Genomic DNA, 16,540 nt, shown 5'->3' with positions numbered 1-16,540 from the left:
AGCCGATCATGCTCGCCGCCCTCGTGACCGCCCTCGCCCTGCAGGCCGCGCCCGACGCCGCCGTCGGCTGCGCCCTGACGCCCGAACATCTGGTCGCCAACCGGACCCTGAGTTTCGAGTCGTTCGACCAGCGGGGCGTGACGCCGTGGACGGCGCGCAAGCTGGGCGAGCGCGAGTGCTACGTCGAGGCGGCGCGGGCCAGCGAGGACTATCTGCTGCACGGTCCCGAACTGACCGAGCGCCAGAGGCAGGTGGTGAGCTGGCACCTGGGTCAGTACCTGGCCTCGGCGGGCGCGGAGCTGGAGGCGGCGCGGGTGATGGCGACCACCATGCGCAACGAAGAGATGACGCCCGACAATTTCGACTGGAACACCTACGCCCGGGGCACCCACGCCTTCCTGACCAAGGACCGGGCCGCGATGGACGCCGCGGTCACGGCCCTGTCGGCGCAGGAGGGGATGCGCAACCAGATCAACGCGCGCGCCCTGCGCCGCCTGCAGAGCTGCTTCGACCGTCCTTACCGCGAGGCCTACGGCTGCGAGGTTCAGTGACCCGGGTTTGACCCCTCGGGCGGCGCGGTCCAGAACCCCGCCAACGGAGGAGGCGTCGTGACCCGGACCATCGAGCGCGTGGCGATCATCGGCGGAGGCTTCTCCGGCGCCATGCTGGCCGCGCGGCTGGCCGAACGGCGAATCGCCTCGACGCTCATCGACCGCACCGGGAATTTCGGCCTGGGCGTCGCCTATTCGACGCCGTTCGACGGGCATCTGCTGAACGTGCGCTCCAGCCGGATGAGCGCGATCAGCGACCGTCCCGGCGACTTCGTGCGCTGGCTGGAAACCCACCACCCCGACCGCGCCGACCCGAACGGCTTCGCGCCGCGCCGCCTGTACGGCCGGTATGTGCAGGATCGGCTGGCCGAGGTGCGGGCCGCCCGCCCAGGCCTGATCGAGACCGTGAAGGGCGAGGTCGTCGGTATCGACACCGACGCGGTGCGCCTGGCCGACGGACAGATCCTGAAAGCTGACGCCATCGTCCTGACCACCGGCAATCCGGCGCCGAAGACGGCGGCCGCCGGCCAGGACGGGACGGCGGGCCGGGTGATCGGCGACCCCTGGGCCGCCGGCGCGCTGGACCGCATCGGACCGGAAGACGACGTGATCGTCGTCGGCACCGGGCTGACGATGGTGGACATGGTGCTGTGGCTTCAGGCGCGCGGCTGGCGCGGCCGGGCGCGGGCGCTGTCGCGACGGGGGCTGAAGCCCCGGGGGCACGACAACCGGCCGGACGCCTATGTCGAACCCACGGACGACCTGCTGCACGCGGCCCCGTCCCGACGGCTTCACGAAGCGCGGCGTCTGTCCGCGGACGGCGACTGGCGCGGGGTCATGGACGGGCTGAGGCCGATCACCGCCGACCTGTGGCAGGCGGCGGACGTTCCGACCCGGGCGCGGCTGGTGCGCCACCTTCGGCCCTGGTGGGACGTCCACCGGCACCGGATCGCCGACACCATCGCCGCCGCCATCGCCGCCCTTGAGGACGAAGGCCGACTGACGATCACCGCCGGCCGCGTGAAGCGGATCGAGGAGGGCGCGGAAGCCGTGACCCTGACCTTCCGCCCCCGCAGCGGGCCGGAACAGCCGCCGATCACCGGACGTTGGCTGATCGACTGCACCGGGCCGGGCCACGACCCGGCCAAGGACCCGCTGACCGGACCCCTGCTGGCGGACGGACGCGCGCGGATGGATCCGCTGAGGCTGGGCCTGGACCTGGACCTGCAGGGACGCGTCCTGCACGCCGACGGAACGGCCGACCCGCGCCTGTTCGTGCTGGGACCGCCGGCCCGCGCGACCTTCTGGGAGACCATCGCCGTGCCGGACATCCGCAAGCGGGTCGACGATGTGGCCCAGGCCCTGAGCGCGCTGAACCGGGAGCCGGCGTGATGCGTATCCGACCCACGATCCTGCTGGCCGGCCTGCTGACCGCGACCGCCGCGCTGACCGCCTGCGAGACGCAGCCGGCGGCGCCCGCCGTCGTCGCGGCGACGGCGCAGTCCTGCCGCCTGCCCGCCGTGCTGCCCGCGCCGGAAATGGAGCATGTCCGACCCGACGAGGTCGTGGCCGACCGGCCGATCCTGTTCCACATGCTGGCGGTGACCTGGATGCCCGAGACCTGCCGCACCGGCGGGGACGGCCAGGGCGACCTGGCGTGCGACGCCAACCGCTTCGGCTGGACCCTGCACGGGCTGTGGCCGAACTCGGACGGGCGGCCCTATCCGCGCTATTGCCGGGCGGCGACACGGGTGGCGCCCCAGACCATCCGCGCCGAGCTGTGCCGGACGCCGTCGGTCGATCTGGTGCAGCATGAATGGGCCGCGCACGGCACCTGCGGCTGGGACACGCCCGAGGCCTATTTCCAGCAATCGGCCGCCATGTACGACAAGCTGGTCCGGCCCGATCCGCGGGCCTTGCGCACGGCGGGCGAGCTGCGCGACGCCTTCGCCCGCGCCAACCCGGGCCTGCCGCGCCAGGCGGTCTATATCGCCGTCACGGAGGACGACCGGCTGCGCGAGGTCCGCATCTGCAACGACCTGTCGTTCAACCCGCGTCCCTGCCCCCGCGGCGAGGTGGGCGCGCGCGACGCGACGGTGCTGACGGTGGAGCCGATCCGGGACTGACTGGCCCCGACCGGCGTCCCCCGATAGGCTGGAGCCGTCATCAAGGGGGACGGCATGGCCAATCCGATCATTCGAGGCTTCAGCAAGCTGACGCAGTTCTCGGGCCGCGATACCCGCGGCGAGTTCTGGCCCTACGTCGGCATGGTGGTCGCGCTGGTCTTTCTCGTCCAGGCCATGGGCATGAGCTGGGTGATGGCCGATCTGATCGGGAAGGCGCAGGCCTATACCGACGCGCAACCGGTCCTGTTGATCGACCCAGACCTGCCGCCCGACACCCCCGTACGGATCGAGGCGGAGCCGCCTCCGCTTCCGCCGCCGCCGACGCCGGACTTCCGCATCCTGGGCGGAGTCATGGGAGTGACGGTCGTCCTGGCGATCAGCCTGTTGGCGGCGGCGGTGTCGCGGCGCCTGCATGATCGCAACATGACGGCGCTTTGGGGCCTGACGCCCGTGCCCTTCCTCGGCATCGCCGCGATCGGTTTTCCGATCATGATGACGGACATGATGGCCAGCGAGACGCCGAACTTCGGCCTGTTCGGCCTGCTGTTCCTCAACAACGCGCTCTACATGGTCGCGCTGGTGACGCTGATCATCATCCTGGCCCAGCGGGGCGCGCCCGGACCGAACCGCCATGGCGAGACCACACTGGCGCCGGAGCCGCAGCCGGTCAGCGACTGGGGACGGCCGGACTGAGGCCTAGCCCGCCGCCCGCACCGCCGCCGACACGTCCGCGACCACCGACTTCACCAGCGCCTCGTCGTCGCCCTCGGCCATGACGCGGATCAGCTTTTCGGTGCCCGAGGGGCGGACGAGCAGGCGGCCGACCCCCGCGAGGCGGGCCTCGGCGTCGGCGATGGCGGCCTTGACCGCGGCGTCCTGCAGCGGCTTGCCGGCGGTGAAGCGGACGTTCTCCAGAAGCTGGGGCACCTTGTCGAACTGGCGGGCCAGCTCGCTCATCGGACGGCCGCTCTCGACCAGCACGGCCAGGACCTGCAGCGCCGACATCAGGCCGTCGCCCGTGGTGGCGTAGTCGTGCAGGATGATGTGGCCCGACTGCTCGCCGCCGACGTTGAAGCCGCCTTCCTTCATGCGCTCCATGACATAGCGGTCTCCGACCTTGGTGCGCTCCAGCGTCAGGCCCTCGGCCGCCAACGCCCGCTCCAGACCCAGGTTGGACATGACCGTGGCGACCAGTCCGCCGCCGGTCAGCCGGCCCCGGCGCGCCCAGTCCAGCGCCACCATGGCCATGATCTGGTCGCCGTCGATGACCTCGCCCTTCTCGTCGCAGATGATGACCCGGTCGGCGTCGCCGTCCAGGGCGATGCCGATGTCGGCCCGGCAGGCGCGGACCGCCTCGGACAGGGTCCCGGGGTGGGTCGAGCCGCAGTTCTCGTTGATGTTCAGGCCGTTCGGCTCGACCCCCACGGGGAAGACCTCGGCGCCCAGTTCATAGAGGGTGGTCGGGGCGACCTTGTAGCCGGCGCCGTTGGCGCAATCGACGGCGATGCGCAGGCCCTGTAGGCTCAGGCCCTTGGGGAAGCTGGCCTTGGCGATCTCGACATAGCGGGCCTGGGCGTCGTCGATGCGCTTGACCCGGCCCAGGCCGTCGGCGGGGGCCAGGCCGGCGCCCAGATCCTCGTCCATCATCGATTCGATCTTCAGCTCGACCGCGTCCGACAGCTTGTAGCCGTCGGGACCGAACAGCTTGATGCCGTTGTCGAGGAAGGCGTTGTGCGAGGCCGAGATCATCACCCCGATGTCGGCGCGCATGGAGCGGGTCATCATGGCCACGCCCGGCGTCGGCAGGGGACCGAAGGTGCGCACGTCCATCCCGGCGGACGAGAAGCCCGCCACCAGCGCCGGCTCGATCATGTAACCCGACAGGCGGGTGTCCTTGCCGATGACCACCAGATGGCGGCGGTCGTCCGACGACATGAACATCCGGCCCGCCGCCAGACCCACGCGCAGCGCCACTTCCGGCGTCATCGGATGGGTGTTGGCGCGCCCGCGAATGCCGTCGGTGCCGAAATAGCGTCGCTCAGCCAAATCCAGTCTTCCTTGCTCGACGGTTCGCCGTAACCTTGCGAAACCGCTTTTCAGGTGCAAATCCAGGTCGTCGTCGCCTACACCGGCGCTGACAGTCAGGGTCGGCTTAGACCCTCCCGCGCCGCGGCGCCAAGCGCGGATACCATTATTTCTCCGAGGGTTCTCTCATGTGCGGCATCATTGGCGTGACGGGCGTCGGCCCGGCCGTTCCCCGTCTGATCGACAGCCTGAAGCGGCTGGAATACCGCGGATATGACTCCGCGGGCGTGGCCGCGCTGGTCGACGGCAAGATCGAGCGGCGCCGGGCCAAGGGCAAGATTCGCGAGCTGGAGGCCGTGCTGGCCGCCGAACCGCTTAACGCGACCATCGGCATCGGCCACACCCGCTGGGCCACCCACGGCGCCCCCACCACGGCCAACGCCCACCCGCACAAGGCGGGCCGGGTCACACTGGTGCACAACGGCATCATCGAGAATTTCGCCGAGCTGAAAGCCGAGCTGGTCGCCGAAGGCCACGCCTTCGAGAGCCAGACCGACACCGAGGTGGTCGCCCACCTGCTGGACAGCGAACTGGCCAAGTCCAATGACCCGCTGGTGGCGTTCAAATCGGTGCTGGACCGGCTGACCGGCGCCTATGCGCTGGCCGTGCTGATCGAAGGCGAGGACGGCCTGATCCTGGGCGCCCGCCGGGGCAGCCCGCTGGTCGTCGGCTGGGGCGACGGCGAGATGTACCTGGGCTCCGACGCCCTGGCGGTCGGCCCCTTCACCACCCGCATCAGCTATCTGGAAGAAGGCGATTTCGTCGCCCTGGATCGCGACGGCGCGCGCATGTTCGACGCCTCGGGCGCGGCCGTGGACCGGCCGATCGTGCAGGTCTCCGCCTCCTCGGCCCTGGTCGAGAAGGGCGAGTACCGGCACTTCATGGAAAAGGAGATCCATGAGCAGCCGGACAGCGTCCAGCACACCCTGAGCCACTACCTCGACTTCGTGAACGGCCGGGCCAAGACCAATGAGGTCGACTTCGCCCAGGTCGATCGGGTCCAGATCGTCGCCTGCGGCACCGCCTTCTATGCCGGCCAGATCGGCCGCTACGCCTTCGAGAAGCTGGCGGGCCTGCCCTGCGACGTCGAGATCGCGTCGGAGTTCCGCTATCGCCATCCGGCCCTGACGCCGGGGACGCTGGCCGTCGCCGTCAGCCAGTCGGGCGAGACCGCAGACACCCTGGCCAGCCTGTCCTGGTGCAAGGCCGCCGGGCTGAAGACCGCCGCCCTGGTCAATGTCCATTCCTCGTCCATGGCCCGTGAAGCCGAGACCCTGTGGCCGACCCACGCCGGGCCGGAAATCGGCGTCGCCTCGACCAAGGCCTTCACCGCCCAGGTCGCCGCCCTGCTGGCGCTGGCCGTGTCGGCGGGCGTGCAGCGCGGCCGCATCGACGCGGCCAAGGAGGCCGAACTGGTCAAGGCGCTGTTCGAGGCGCCGCGCCTGATCGCCGAAGCCATGCGGATGGAAGACGACCTGAAGGCCGTCGCCCACGACATCTCCAAGGCGACGGACGTGCTGTTCCTGGGCCGGGGCGCCATGTTCCCGCTGGCCATGGAGGGCGCGCTGAAGCTGAAGGAGATCAGCTACATCCACGCCGAGGGCTATGCCGCCGGCGAGCTGAAGCATGGGCCGATCGCCCTGGTCGACGAACTGACGCCGATCGTGGCCCTGGCCCCGCTGGACGAGGTGTTCGAAAAGACCGCCTCCAACCTGCAGGAAGTCGCCGCGCGCGGCGGGCCGGTGATCATGATCGCGCCGAAGTCGGCGCCCGATCCGCACGGCGCGGGCATCCGCCGCGTCGATGCGCCGGAATGCCATTCGCTGATCGCGCCGCTGATCTACGCCATCCCGGTGCAGCTGCTGGCCTATTACACCGCCGTGCAGAAGGGCACCGACGTGGATCAGCCGCGCAATCTGGCCAAGTCGGTCACCGTCGAGTGATCGCTTCCTGACGCAAATACGTTAGGCTGCCCGACCCTTCTGATCAGGACATTTCATGCCCGCCCATTCCCGCCGTCTCCGCAAGGCCGTTCTGCCCGTCGCCGGCCTCGGCACCCGGGTGCTGCCCGGCACCAAGACCACGCCCAAGGAACTGCTGAACGTCGTCGACCGGCCGATCCTGAGCTACATCGTCGAGGAGGCCCGCGAGGCCGGGATCGAGCACATCGTCTTCGTCACCGGCCGCTCCAAGGGCGCCATCGAGGACTATTTCGACCACCAGATCGAGCTAGAGGCCCAACTGCTGGCCAAGGGCAAGACCGACATCCTGGAGATGATGAACGCCGAACTGGCCAGCGCCGGCGAGATGAGCTTCACCCGCCAGATGCAGCCCAAGGGCCTGGGTCACGCGGTCTGGTGCGCCCGCGACATCATCGGCGACGAGCCGTTCGCGGTGATCCTGCCGGACGTGATCGTGGACAGCCAGCCGGGCGCGCTGAAGCAGCTGGCCGAGGTCTACGCCGAGGTCGGCGGCAACGTCATCGGCGTCGAACAGGTGCCCGAGAGCGAAACCCACAAATACGGCATCGTCGATCCCATCGAGGGCCGCGAGGGCAACCGCATCCGCATGAAGGGGATGGTCGAGAAGCCCGCCAAGGGCACGGCGCCGTCGAACCTGTCGATCTCGGGCCGCTACATCCTGCAGCCGGAAATCTTCGACATCCTGGAAACCCAGGAGCGCGGCGCGGGCGGCGAGATCCAGCTAACCGACGGCATGGCGCGGCTGATGGCCGACCAGGCGTTCACGGCGGTCCAGTACGCGGGCGTGACCCACGACTGCGGCGACAAGATCGGCCTGCTGCGCGCCAATGTGGCGTTGGCGCTGAAGCGCGCCGATCTGGGCGAGGCGGCGCGCGCGGCGATCACCGCGCTCCTCTAGGACATCCGGCGCGTAAGCGCCGGGGGCGGCGATCAGCCCGGGTTGCTGGGCGCGCGTCCGGTCTGGCCGCGGATTTCACAGACGTTGTCGGTCTGCGGATTGCTTGTCAGCTGGCCCGTGGGGGCCAGGATGCCGCCGCGGGCGCGGCAGTCGTCGGCCAGCTTCTGCAGGTCGGTGTTGTACCGGTCCGGTCCGGTGGCGGTCGAACAGGCCGAGAGGGCCAGGCCCAGCACGACGGGCGTGAAGATCGTCAGGGTGCGCATGCGTTCCTCCTTTGGTCAGGACAATGTCGCGGCCTGCCCACGGTTGCGCTCGACCGCCTCGACCAGACGGTCGAGATCGGCGGGCGTGGACAGACGATGATCCCCGTCGGCCACAAGGTCCAGCGTGACGTCGCCGCCCTTCAGCCGTTCGGCGAGCTCGATCTGATGACGCCACGGCACGACATCGTCCTTGCGCCCCTGCAGAATATGGACCGGAGCGGCGACCGGGATGACGCTGTCCAGCAGCAGCCAGTCGCGGGCCTCCTCGAACATGCGGCGGGTCAGGACATATTCTCCCAGCCCCTCCTCGACGATCAGGGCCTCGCCGTCCCGAAGGATGGCCTGACGGACGTGATCCGGCAGGCCGGGCCACATCAGCCGCTCGGTGAAGTCCTGCGCCGGATTGACCAGAACCAGCGCCCTGACCCGCTCGGGCCGCGCTACGGCGGCCAGCAGGGCGACCCAGCCGCCCATGGACGAACCAACCGGGATGACGGGGCCTTCGAGGCTGTCGATCAAGGCGATGGCGTCCTCGCGCCAGCGGCCGATGGTGGCCCGGCGCCAGTCGCCGGAGGACTGGCCATGGGCGAAATGGTCGTAGCGGACGTAGGCCCAGCCCCGCTCGCGCGCCGCCGCCTCCAGCGCCAGCGCCTTGGTCCCCTCCATGTCGGAGCGGAAGCCGCCGATCCAGATCACCGTCGGCCCGGTCCCGTGGACGCGCTTGAGCGCCAGGGTCTCGCCGTCCGGGCGGTTCAGGCGTTCCAGATCATCCATGGCCGTTCCTCTCGCGAAATCGTTCGGGGACTGATAGCGAACGACCATCATCGAAGCGAAGGCCGAAACGCGTGTCTGAACCCAAGGTCCTGTTCGTCACCTCCAACCGGATCGGCGACTGCGTCATCTCATCGGGCGTGATCCGCGAGATCGGCCGCCAGATCCCGGGCGCGCGGATCACCGTCGCCTGCGGCCGCCCGCCAGCGCCCTTCTTCCGCAGTGCGCCCGGCGTCGAGCGGACCATCATTCTGGACAAGAAGAAGCTGTCCGGACACTGGATCGACCTGTGGAAGCAGGTGGTCGGGACCCGCTGGGACCTGGTCATCGACATCCGCGGCTCGGGCCTCGCCTACATCATCCCGACGAAACGGCGGGTGATCTACAATCGGTCGTGGGAGACCGGCCTGCGCAAGGTCGAGATGGTGTCGCGCCTGATGGGCTCGGAGACGCCGCTGGACCCGGAAATCTGGCTGGACGACCAGGCGCGCGCCGAGGCCGCCGCCGTCATCGACCCGCAGCTGGCGGGCGGCGCCGGACCCGGCCCGATCCTGGCCCTGGCCCCCATCGCCCACCAGCCGGGCAAGAGCTGGCCCGCCGACCGCTGGGGCGCCCTGGTCGAGAAGCTGAAGGCCGACCCCCGCTTCGACGGCTGGCGTTTCATGCCCGTGGGCGGACCGGGCGACCGGCCGCCGGCGACGCCGGCGCTGGAGGCGGCCGGGGCTCGGGCCATCGACTTCGTGGGCAAGGGCGACATCCTGGCCTCGGCAGCCGCCATCGACCGGGCCGATCTGTTCGTCGGCAATGACTCCGGCCTGATGCACGTGTCGGCGGCGCTGGGGCGACCGACGCTGGGCCTGTTCGGGCCGACCGAGTGGTGGCTGTACGGCCCGTGGGGCCCCAAAACCCGCACCGCGGCCTCCAACGAGACGCGCGGCCAGTTCGCGCCCATCGAGGACCTGACGGTCGATCACGTCTATGATGCGGTGCTGGCGCTACACGCGGACTTCATCGCGTCCTGAGCGCCCGTCACGCCTTGAAAATACGGGGTTTGAGGCTCATATAGGCCGCCGGAGGGGAACGCCGCGATTTATCGCGCGCTCCTTCTCGTCAGAATATCGACCCTCTTCGACCACATAAGGAAACGACGCCCATTCGCCGTCCGATGCAAACGCCGCCCGTCAAGGACGGGCCGCCCATGAACCACGATATCCGCGCGCCTCGCGTCCTGCTGATCGACCAGCATGGCGAGAAGCAGGGGGTCATGCCGACCTCGGCCGCGCTGGAGGCCGCCGAGGAGGCGGGCCTGGATCTGGTTCAGATCGTCGCCACGTCGGATCCGCCCGTTTGCAAGATCCTCGACTACGGCAAGCACCGTTTCCAGGAGCAGAAGAAGAAGGCCGAGGCCCGCAAGCGCCAGAAGGTCGTCGAGCTCAAGGAAATCAAGCTCCGCCCGAACATCGACACCCACGACTACGAAGTGAAGGCGAAAGCCATGCATCGCTTCTTCGACGAGGGCGACAAGGTGAAGGTCACCCTGCGCTTCCGCGGTCGTGAAATGGCCCACCCGGAACTCGGCATGAAGCTGCTGAACAAGGTGCAGGCCGACTTCGACGAGATCGCCAAGGTCGAATACGCCCCGCGTATGGAAGGCCGCCAGATGATCATGATCCTGGCCCCGCGCTGATCGGATCCGCCGCTGAAACAGAAACGCCCCGGCCCATCGGCCGGGGCGTTTTCGTATGCGCCGCAACAGGCTAAGCCTGTCCGCATGACACAGACCGACGCTTCGCCTCCCGCGCCCAAGGTTCAGGCTCCGGCGTTGGCCGTGCTGTTTTCCGTCGTCTTCATCAATCTGGTCGGCTTCGGCCTGGTGGTGCCCCTGCTGCCGTTCTTCGCCCAGAGCCTGACGGCGGAGGCGTGGGAGATCACGCTGATGTTCTCGGCCTATTCGCTGGGCCAGTTCTTCGCCGAACCGTTCTGGGGGCGGCTGTCGGACCGGATCGGACGCAAGCCGGTCCTGCTGATCACCCTGGTCGCGAACGCCGTGGGCTATCTGGCGCTGGCCTTCGTGCCCAACATCTGGCTGGCCATCGCGGTGCGGTTGTGCACCGGCCTGGGGGCGGGCAACATCTCGACCGTCCAGGGCTATGTCGCCGATATCACCCCGCCGGAACAGAGGGCCGGGCGGATGGGGCTGATCGGGGCCGCGTTCGGCCTGGGCTTCATCGTCGGACCAGGGCTGGGCGGGCTGCTGACCCAGCCGCAACTGGGGCATATCGGCTATCAACTGCCGATCTTCACCGCCGCGGCCCTGGCCGCCTTGGCGGCGGTCGGGGTGGTCGTCTTCCTGAAGGAAAGCCGCGCCAAGGCCGATCCGGCCGCTCCGCGTCCGCGCTTCCTGGCCGGCCTGCATGACGCCCGGGCCAATCCGGTCGTGTCGCGGGTGCTGCTGGTGACCCTGGTCTACATGGCCGGCTTCTCGGCGATGGAGAGCGTGTTCGGGCTGTGGGCCGAGGATCGCTATGCGTGGAACGCGCTGGAGGTCGGGCTGAGCTTCATGATCGTCGGCATCGTCTCGACCCTGAACCAGGGCTTCTTCGCCGGGCGGCTGGCCAAGCGGTTCGGCGAGGCGCCGGTGCTGGCGTTCGGGATGCTGCTGTTCGGCGCCTCGTTGGTCGCCCAGGTGGCCGCGCCCGTCGCCTGGTTCCCCGCCGTGTCCCTGGACATCGGCGCCTGGACGCTGCCGGTCGCGCAGGGCTGGATCATTCCGATCGTAATGGCGGTCGGCGCCTGCGGCATGTCGCTGGCCATGCCCAACATCTCGGCCCTGATCAGCCGCTCGACGCCGCCGGACCGGCAGGGCGCCATGCTGGGACTGAACATGGCCTCGGGCTCGATCGCGCGCATCTTCGGCCCGATGGCCGCCGGCGCCCTGTTCTCGGCCCTGGGCCACGACTGGCCCTTCCTGGTCGGGGCGGCGCTGACGGTTCCGGCGGCGGTGATGGCGATCAACGCCGGCCGCGCCTTCCGCAAGCATCAGGCGGAGGCTGCGGCGACCTGAAATCCCGCTCAACACTGGACTCTGGCCGCCGCTTCGACTAGAAGCCGCGCCTTCGCGTACCGAACCGCCGGGCGAACAGGCATGCCTGGGCGGTTCTTAATCAGGGAAACCTCCCCTCGGGCCCAAGTGGCTCGAAGAGCGGTAACCCACTCAAAAAGTGAGATGAAAATGCCGAAACTGAAGACGAAGTCGGGCGCCAAGAAGCGCTTCAAATTCACGGCCACTGGCAAGGTTAAGGCCGGCGTTGCTGGCAAGCGTCACCGCTTGATCAGCCACAACAGCAAATACATCCGCCAGAACCGCGGCACCTCGGTCATGGCCGACGCCGACGCCAAGAAGATCAAATCCTACATGCCGTACGCCTGATCGGCGCGCGCTGTTTCGATTGATCTCCACCTGAATTTGAAAGGATAGCGACATGGCTCGCGTCACTCGGGGCGTAACGTCCCACGCCAAACACAAGAAGGTTCTGAAGCAGGCCAAGGGCTTCTACGGCCGCCGCAAGAACACCATCCGCACCGCCAAGGCCGCCGTCGATCGCGCCGGCCAGTACGCCTACCGCGACCGCCGCACCAAGAAGCGCAACTTCCGCGCCCTGTGGATCCAGCGCATCAACGCCGCGGCCCGGATCGAAGGCTTCACCTACTCGCAGTTCATCCACGGCCTCGGCGAAGCCGGCATCGAACTGGACCGCAAGGTCCTGGCCGCGATGGCCGCCGACGAAGCCGCCTTCAAGGCGATCGCCGACAAGGTCCGTGACGCTCTGAAGGCCGCCTAAGCCTTCACGCCGAACGTCTGAAACACGCCCGCTCCGGTTCGCCGGGGCGGGCGTTTTCGTATGCGCCGCGCAACCGACGGGCGTGGCCGGTCGTTCAGGGAAGCGTCGCCATAAACCGGCGTCCAACCTGATCCAGGAGCCGACCCATGTCCGTCGCCAAGGTCACCGAAATCACCGCCTCGTCCACCATCAGCTTCGAGGACGCGCTGAAACAGGGCATCGCCCGCGCGGACAAGACCCTGAAGAACGTCGAGGGGGCCTGGATCCAGGAGCAGAAGGTCATCGTGAAGGGCGGCCAGATCACCGAGTACCGGGTGAACATGAAGGTCACCTTCGTCCTCAACGACTGAGGACGACCCGGTCGGACGGCGCCGGGCGTTGCCGTATCGGACGCTGGGCGGCTAGGCTGCGGCCATGATCTCGCGCCCGCTTCTCGTCGCCGCCCTCGTGTTCGGCCTCGCTGGCCCCGCCGCCGCCCAGCAGCGCGCCGTGGCCGTGACCTTCGACGACCTGCCCTATCAGGCGCCGGAAGCCGCCCTGTGCGATCCGGACGCGGCGCGCGCCCTGACCCGGGACCTGATCGCGGTCGTGGCGCCGCTGGACACGCACGGCACGATCTTCGTCAATGAAGGCAAGGTCTGCGACGCCCAGCGCGCGGTCCTGCTGCCCGAACTGCTGACCCTGTGGCTGGACGCCGGGTTCGAGGTCGGCAACCACACCTTCAGCCACATCAACATTCATCAGAACACGGCTGAGGCCTACCTCGCCGACGCGGACCGGGGCGCGGAGATCACCCGGCCGCTGCTGGAGGCTCGCGGCCAGAAACTGCGCTGGTTCCGCCACCCCTATCTGTTCACCGGGGAGACGCCGGAGAAGCACGCCGCCATCGCCTCGGGCCTGGCCGAACGCGGCTACGAGGTCGCGCCGGTGACGATCGACAACGTCGACTGGATGTTCGCCGACGTCTACCGCAAGGCCGAGCGGCTGGATGATCCGGCCCTGAAGGCGCGGGTGGGCGAGGCCTACGTCGCCTACATGACCACCGTGCTGGACTTCTTCGAGCCGTACAGCGCGGAGATCACCGGCGGCCGGGAGCCCGCGCAGGTCCTGCTGCTGCACGCCAACAGCCTGAACCGGGACTATTATCCGCGGATCCACGCCCTCTACCTGGCGCGGGGCTATCGCTTCGTCTCGCTGGGCGAGGCGCTGGCCGATCCGATCTACAGCCACGCCGACAGCTATGTCCGGGCCAACGGCATATCGTGGCTGCATCGCTGGACGCGGACGGACGGCCGGGCGATCCGCTGGGAGCCCGAGCCGCCGGAATGGATCGTGGCGGCCAATCGGGGCACGGCCGAGGATCTGGCGGCGGCCCAGTCCGCCGCGCGCACCGCGCCTTGAGCCGGACAGGTGACGCGCGGCCCGTCAGCCGCTAGATGCTGCCGGACATGACCGATCTCGCCCAACTCGAACTCGACCTGATCAACGCCATCGGCTCGGCGGAAACCGCCGCCGCCGTGGAGGACCTGCGCGTCGCGGCGCTGGGCAAGTCCGGCTCGATCTCCGGCCTGCTCAAGGGCATGGGAGCCATGAGCCCCGACGAGCGCCGCGAGCAGGGTCCGATGATCAACGGCCTGCGCGACCGGGTGCAATCCGCCCTGGCCGCCCGCAAGGCCGAGCTGGAAGGCGCCGAGCTGGACGCCCGGCTGAAGGCCGAACACGTCGACCTGACGCTGCCGCCGCGCCCGCGCCGCCAGGGCAGCGTGCACCCGACCATGCAGGTGATGGACGAGATGATCGCCATCTTCGCCGACATGGGCTTCGCCGTCGCCGAAGGCCCGGACATCGAGGACGACTTCCACAACTTCACGGCCCTGAACTTCCCGCCCAAGCATCCGGCGCGGGAGATGCACGACACCTTCTTCCTGAAGCCCGACCCGGAAACGGGCGAGCGCAAGGTGCTGCGCACCCACACCAGCCCGGTGCAGGTGCGCACCATGATGACGCAGAAGCCGCCGATCCGGATCATCGCGCCGGGCCGGACCTTCCGGAAGGACAGCGACGCCACCCACACGCCGATGTTCCACCAGGTCGAGGGCCTGGTGATCGACAAGGCCATCCACATGGGTCACCTGAAGTGGACGCTGGAGACCTTCGTCGCCCGCTTCTTCGAACTGGACGGCGTCGATGCGCGCTTCCGCCCGCACCACTTCCCGTTCACCGAGCCGTCGGCCGAGATGGACATCCGCTGCGACCGCTCGGGCGGCGAGCTGAAGCTGAACACCGGCGACAGCTGGATGGAGATCCTGGGCTGCGGGATGGTGCACCCGAACGTGCTGCGGAACTGCGGCATCGATCCGGACGAGTATCAGGGCTTCGCCTTCGGCATGGGCGTGGATCGCCTGGCCATGCTGAAGTACGGCATCTCCGACCTGCGCCCCATGTTCGAGGCCGATACGCGCTGGCTGGCGCACTACGGCTTCTCCGCCTTCGCCGCCCCGAACCCGGCCAGCGGCCTCAGCTGATTCAGAGTGTAGAGACGATCATGACCGACACCCCCTCACCGATGCCGCTCGACGCCATGGCCAACCAGGATCTGGTCAGCCGCGACGCCTTCGAGAAGGAAGCCGTCTGGCTGCCCGCCATGGCGGTTCAGCACTGGAACGCCGGCAAGATGAGCATCGAAGGCAAGACCTTCACCGACTGCCTGATCGAAGGCCCGGCCGTGGTCGCCGTGATGAACAACACGACCTTCGATTCCTGCGCCATGGGCACCACCACCGACACGCGGAACCTGCTGTACCGGCCGATGGGCCAGAAGCTGGCCGGCGTGGTCGGCATGTCGAACTGCACCTTCGTGCGCTGCCGCTTCGCCCAGGTCGGCTTCACCGGCTCGGACGGCCTGCTCGAGCAGCTGCAGGCCGGCGTGACGACCCTGACGAGCCAGCTCCCCGGGACCGCTTCGTGAAATTCACTCTCTCCTGGCTGAAGGACCATCTGGACACGGAGGCGGACGTCGCCGCCGTGGCCGAAGCCATGACCATGGCCGGCCTTGAGGTCGAGGACGTCCACGACCCCATCGCCGCGCTGGCCCCCTTCACGGTGGCGAAGATCGTCTCGGCCGAACGCCATCCCAACGCCGACCGCCTGCAGGTCTGTCAGGTGGAGACCGTCGACGGGATGAAGGAGATCGTCTGCGGCGCGCCCAATGCGCGCGCGGGCCTGACCACCATCTATGCGCCGATCGGCGCCTATGTGCCCGGCCTGGGCGTGACCCTGGTCGAGAAGCCGGTGCGCGGCGTGGTCTCGAACGGCATGCTGTGCTCGGCCTCGGAGCTTGAGCTGGCCGATGAGAGCGACGGCATCCTGGAGCTGGACGACGCCCTGAAGGTGGGCGAGCCCGCCGCCGGCGTGTTCGGCGCCGAACCGGTCATCGATTTCGAAGTGACGCCGAACCGCCCCGACTGGCTGGGCGTCGCCGGCATCGCCCGCGACCTGGCCGCCGCCGGCCTGGGCACGCTGAAGACCCCCGCCGTCGCGCCGATCGCCGGGACCTTCGCCTCGCCGATCACGGTGCGCCTCGACGCGCCCGAGATGTGCCCGGTCTTCGCCGGCCGCACGATCCGCGGCGTCAAGAACGGCCCGTCGCCCGAGTGGCTGAAGCGCCGCCTGGAGGCCATCGGCCTGCGCTCGATCAACCGGCTGGTCGATGTGACCAACCTGATCTCCTACGACCGCGCGCGCCCGCTGCACGTCTATGACATCGCCAAGCTGTCCGGGACCGAGATCATCGTCCGCCAGGGACAGGTGGCCAAGGATACGGGCGAGCACGAGCATCTGATCGCGCTGGACGGCAAGACCTACACCGTCGATCCGTCGATGTGCGTCATCTCCGACGCCGCCGGCGAGCGCCCCATCGGCCTGGGCGGCGTCATGGGCGGCGAGAGCACGGGCTGCTCGGATGAGACCGTCGACGTCTTCGTCGAGGCCGCCTGGTTCGACCCGATCCTGATCGCCCAGAC

At 69.0% G+C, this 16,540-nt stretch carries 19 protein-coding genes; 16 read left to right on the top strand and 3 right to left on the bottom strand.

Going from position 1 to position 16,540, the window contains the following annotated elements; genetic code table 11:
• Positions 1–8: 8 nt before the first annotated feature.
• Genes Q0C81_RS00115 through Q0C81_RS00100 form a run of 4 tightly spaced genes read left to right on the top strand, consistent with a single transcriptional unit; the run spans position 9 to position 3,370 of the window.
• Complete coding sequence (locus Q0C81_RS00115; RefSeq protein WP_291832161.1) at positions 9–551, top strand: hypothetical protein; 543 nt, start codon at positions 9–11, stop codon at positions 549–551.
• A gap of 57 nt (positions 552–608) precedes the next feature.
• Positions 609–1,943, top strand: coding sequence for an FAD/NAD(P)-binding protein (locus Q0C81_RS00110; RefSeq protein WP_291832160.1), 1,335 nt, complete (start codon positions 609–611; stop codon positions 1,941–1,943).
• Complete coding sequence (locus Q0C81_RS00105; RefSeq protein ID WP_291832159.1) at positions 1,943–2,677, top strand: ribonuclease; 735 nt, start codon at positions 1,943–1,945, stop codon at positions 2,675–2,677. The genes Q0C81_RS00110 and Q0C81_RS00105 overlap by 1 nt, the downstream gene beginning before the upstream one ends.
• A gap of 54 nt (positions 2,678–2,731) precedes the next feature.
• Positions 2,732–3,370, top strand: coding sequence for a DUF805 domain-containing protein (locus Q0C81_RS00100; RefSeq protein ID WP_291832158.1), 639 nt, complete (start codon positions 2,732–2,734; stop codon positions 3,368–3,370).
• A 3-nt stretch (positions 3,371–3,373) separates the two neighbouring features.
• Here the strand turns inward: Q0C81_RS00100 and glmM are convergent, their stop codons facing one another.
• Complete coding sequence (gene glmM / locus Q0C81_RS00095; protein WP_291832157.1) at positions 3,374–4,723, bottom strand: phosphoglucosamine mutase; 1,350 nt, start codon at positions 4,721–4,723, stop codon at positions 3,374–3,376.
• 167 nt (positions 4,724–4,890) lie between these two features.
• Between glmM and glmS the strand changes: the two genes are divergently transcribed.
• Positions 4,891–6,705: a glutamine--fructose-6-phosphate transaminase (isomerizing) gene (gene glmS / locus Q0C81_RS00090; RefSeq protein ID WP_291832156.1), complete on the top strand. Its 1,815-nt coding sequence runs from the start codon at positions 4,891–4,893 to the stop codon at positions 6,703–6,705.
• A gap of 55 nt (positions 6,706–6,760) precedes the next feature.
• Positions 6,761–7,642: a UTP--glucose-1-phosphate uridylyltransferase GalU gene (galU, locus tag Q0C81_RS00085; RefSeq protein ID WP_291832155.1), complete on the top strand. Its 882-nt coding sequence runs from the start codon at positions 6,761–6,763 to the stop codon at positions 7,640–7,642.
• 32 nt (positions 7,643–7,674) lie between these two features.
• On the opposite strand, the gene Q0C81_RS00080 is transcribed toward galU, so the two are convergent.
• Positions 7,675–7,905, bottom strand: coding sequence for a hypothetical protein (locus Q0C81_RS00080; RefSeq protein ID WP_291832154.1), 231 nt, complete (start codon positions 7,903–7,905; stop codon positions 7,675–7,677).
• Positions 7,906–7,920: 15 nt separating this feature from the next.
• Positions 7,921–8,679: an alpha/beta hydrolase gene (locus Q0C81_RS00075; RefSeq protein ID WP_291832153.1), complete on the bottom strand. Its 759-nt coding sequence runs from the start codon at positions 8,677–8,679 to the stop codon at positions 7,921–7,923.
• A gap of 71 nt (positions 8,680–8,750) precedes the next feature.
• On the opposite strand from Q0C81_RS00075, the gene Q0C81_RS00070 reads away from it, so the two are divergent.
• The 10 genes from Q0C81_RS00070 to ytpR form a co-directional block, all read left to right on the top strand.
• Complete coding sequence (locus tag Q0C81_RS00070; protein ID WP_291832152.1) at positions 8,751–9,698, top strand: glycosyltransferase family 9 protein; 948 nt, start codon at positions 8,751–8,753, stop codon at positions 9,696–9,698.
• A 143-nt stretch (positions 9,699–9,841) separates the two neighbouring features.
• Positions 9,842–10,363, top strand: coding sequence for a translation initiation factor IF-3 (gene infC / locus Q0C81_RS00065; RefSeq protein WP_291832151.1), 522 nt, complete (start codon positions 9,842–9,844; stop codon positions 10,361–10,363).
• A gap of 84 nt (positions 10,364–10,447) precedes the next feature.
• Positions 10,448–11,740: an MFS transporter gene (locus Q0C81_RS00060; RefSeq protein ID WP_291832150.1), complete on the top strand. Its 1,293-nt coding sequence runs from the start codon at positions 10,448–10,450 to the stop codon at positions 11,738–11,740.
• A gap of 168 nt (positions 11,741–11,908) precedes the next feature.
• A complete protein-coding gene (gene rpmI, locus Q0C81_RS00055; RefSeq protein ID WP_003166435.1) occupies positions 11,909–12,106 on the top strand; it encodes a 50S ribosomal protein L35 in 198 nt (65 codons plus the stop codon).
• A gap of 52 nt (positions 12,107–12,158) precedes the next feature.
• Positions 12,159–12,518, top strand: coding sequence for a 50S ribosomal protein L20 (gene rplT / locus Q0C81_RS00050; protein ID WP_141625602.1), 360 nt, complete (start codon positions 12,159–12,161; stop codon positions 12,516–12,518).
• Positions 12,519–12,664: 146 nt separating this feature from the next.
• Positions 12,665–12,868, top strand: a complete 204-nt coding sequence (locus tag Q0C81_RS00045; protein WP_291832149.1) for a dodecin family protein — start codon at positions 12,665–12,667, stop codon at positions 12,866–12,868.
• Between the two features lie 64 nt (positions 12,869–12,932).
• Entirely contained in the window at positions 12,933–13,919 is a 987-nt protein-coding gene (locus Q0C81_RS00040; protein WP_291832148.1) for a polysaccharide deacetylase family protein, read from the top strand.
• A 47-nt stretch (positions 13,920–13,966) separates the two neighbouring features.
• Complete coding sequence (pheS, locus tag Q0C81_RS00035) at positions 13,967–15,043, top strand: phenylalanine--tRNA ligase subunit alpha (RefSeq protein WP_291832147.1); 1,077 nt, start codon at positions 13,967–13,969, stop codon at positions 15,041–15,043.
• 20 nt (positions 15,044–15,063) lie between these two features.
• Positions 15,064–15,486 carry a hypothetical protein gene (locus Q0C81_RS00030; RefSeq protein ID WP_291832146.1) on the top strand — a complete coding sequence of 141 codons (423 nt, stop codon included), beginning with the start codon at positions 15,064–15,066 and terminating at the stop codon, positions 15,484–15,486.
• Positions 15,483–16,540, top strand: a 1,058-nt coding sequence (ytpR, locus tag Q0C81_RS00025; RefSeq protein WP_291832145.1) for a YtpR family tRNA-binding protein, incomplete at its 3' end; no start/stop codon positions are given. The genes Q0C81_RS00030 and ytpR, both read left to right, overlap by 4 nt.

Source organism: Brevundimonas sp. (assembly GCF_023259385.1).
GTDB lineage: Bacteria > Pseudomonadota > Alphaproteobacteria > Caulobacterales > Caulobacteraceae > Brevundimonas.
The sequence above is the reverse complement of the archived record's forward strand: the minus strand, read 5'-3'. Positions and strand labels throughout refer to the sequence as shown.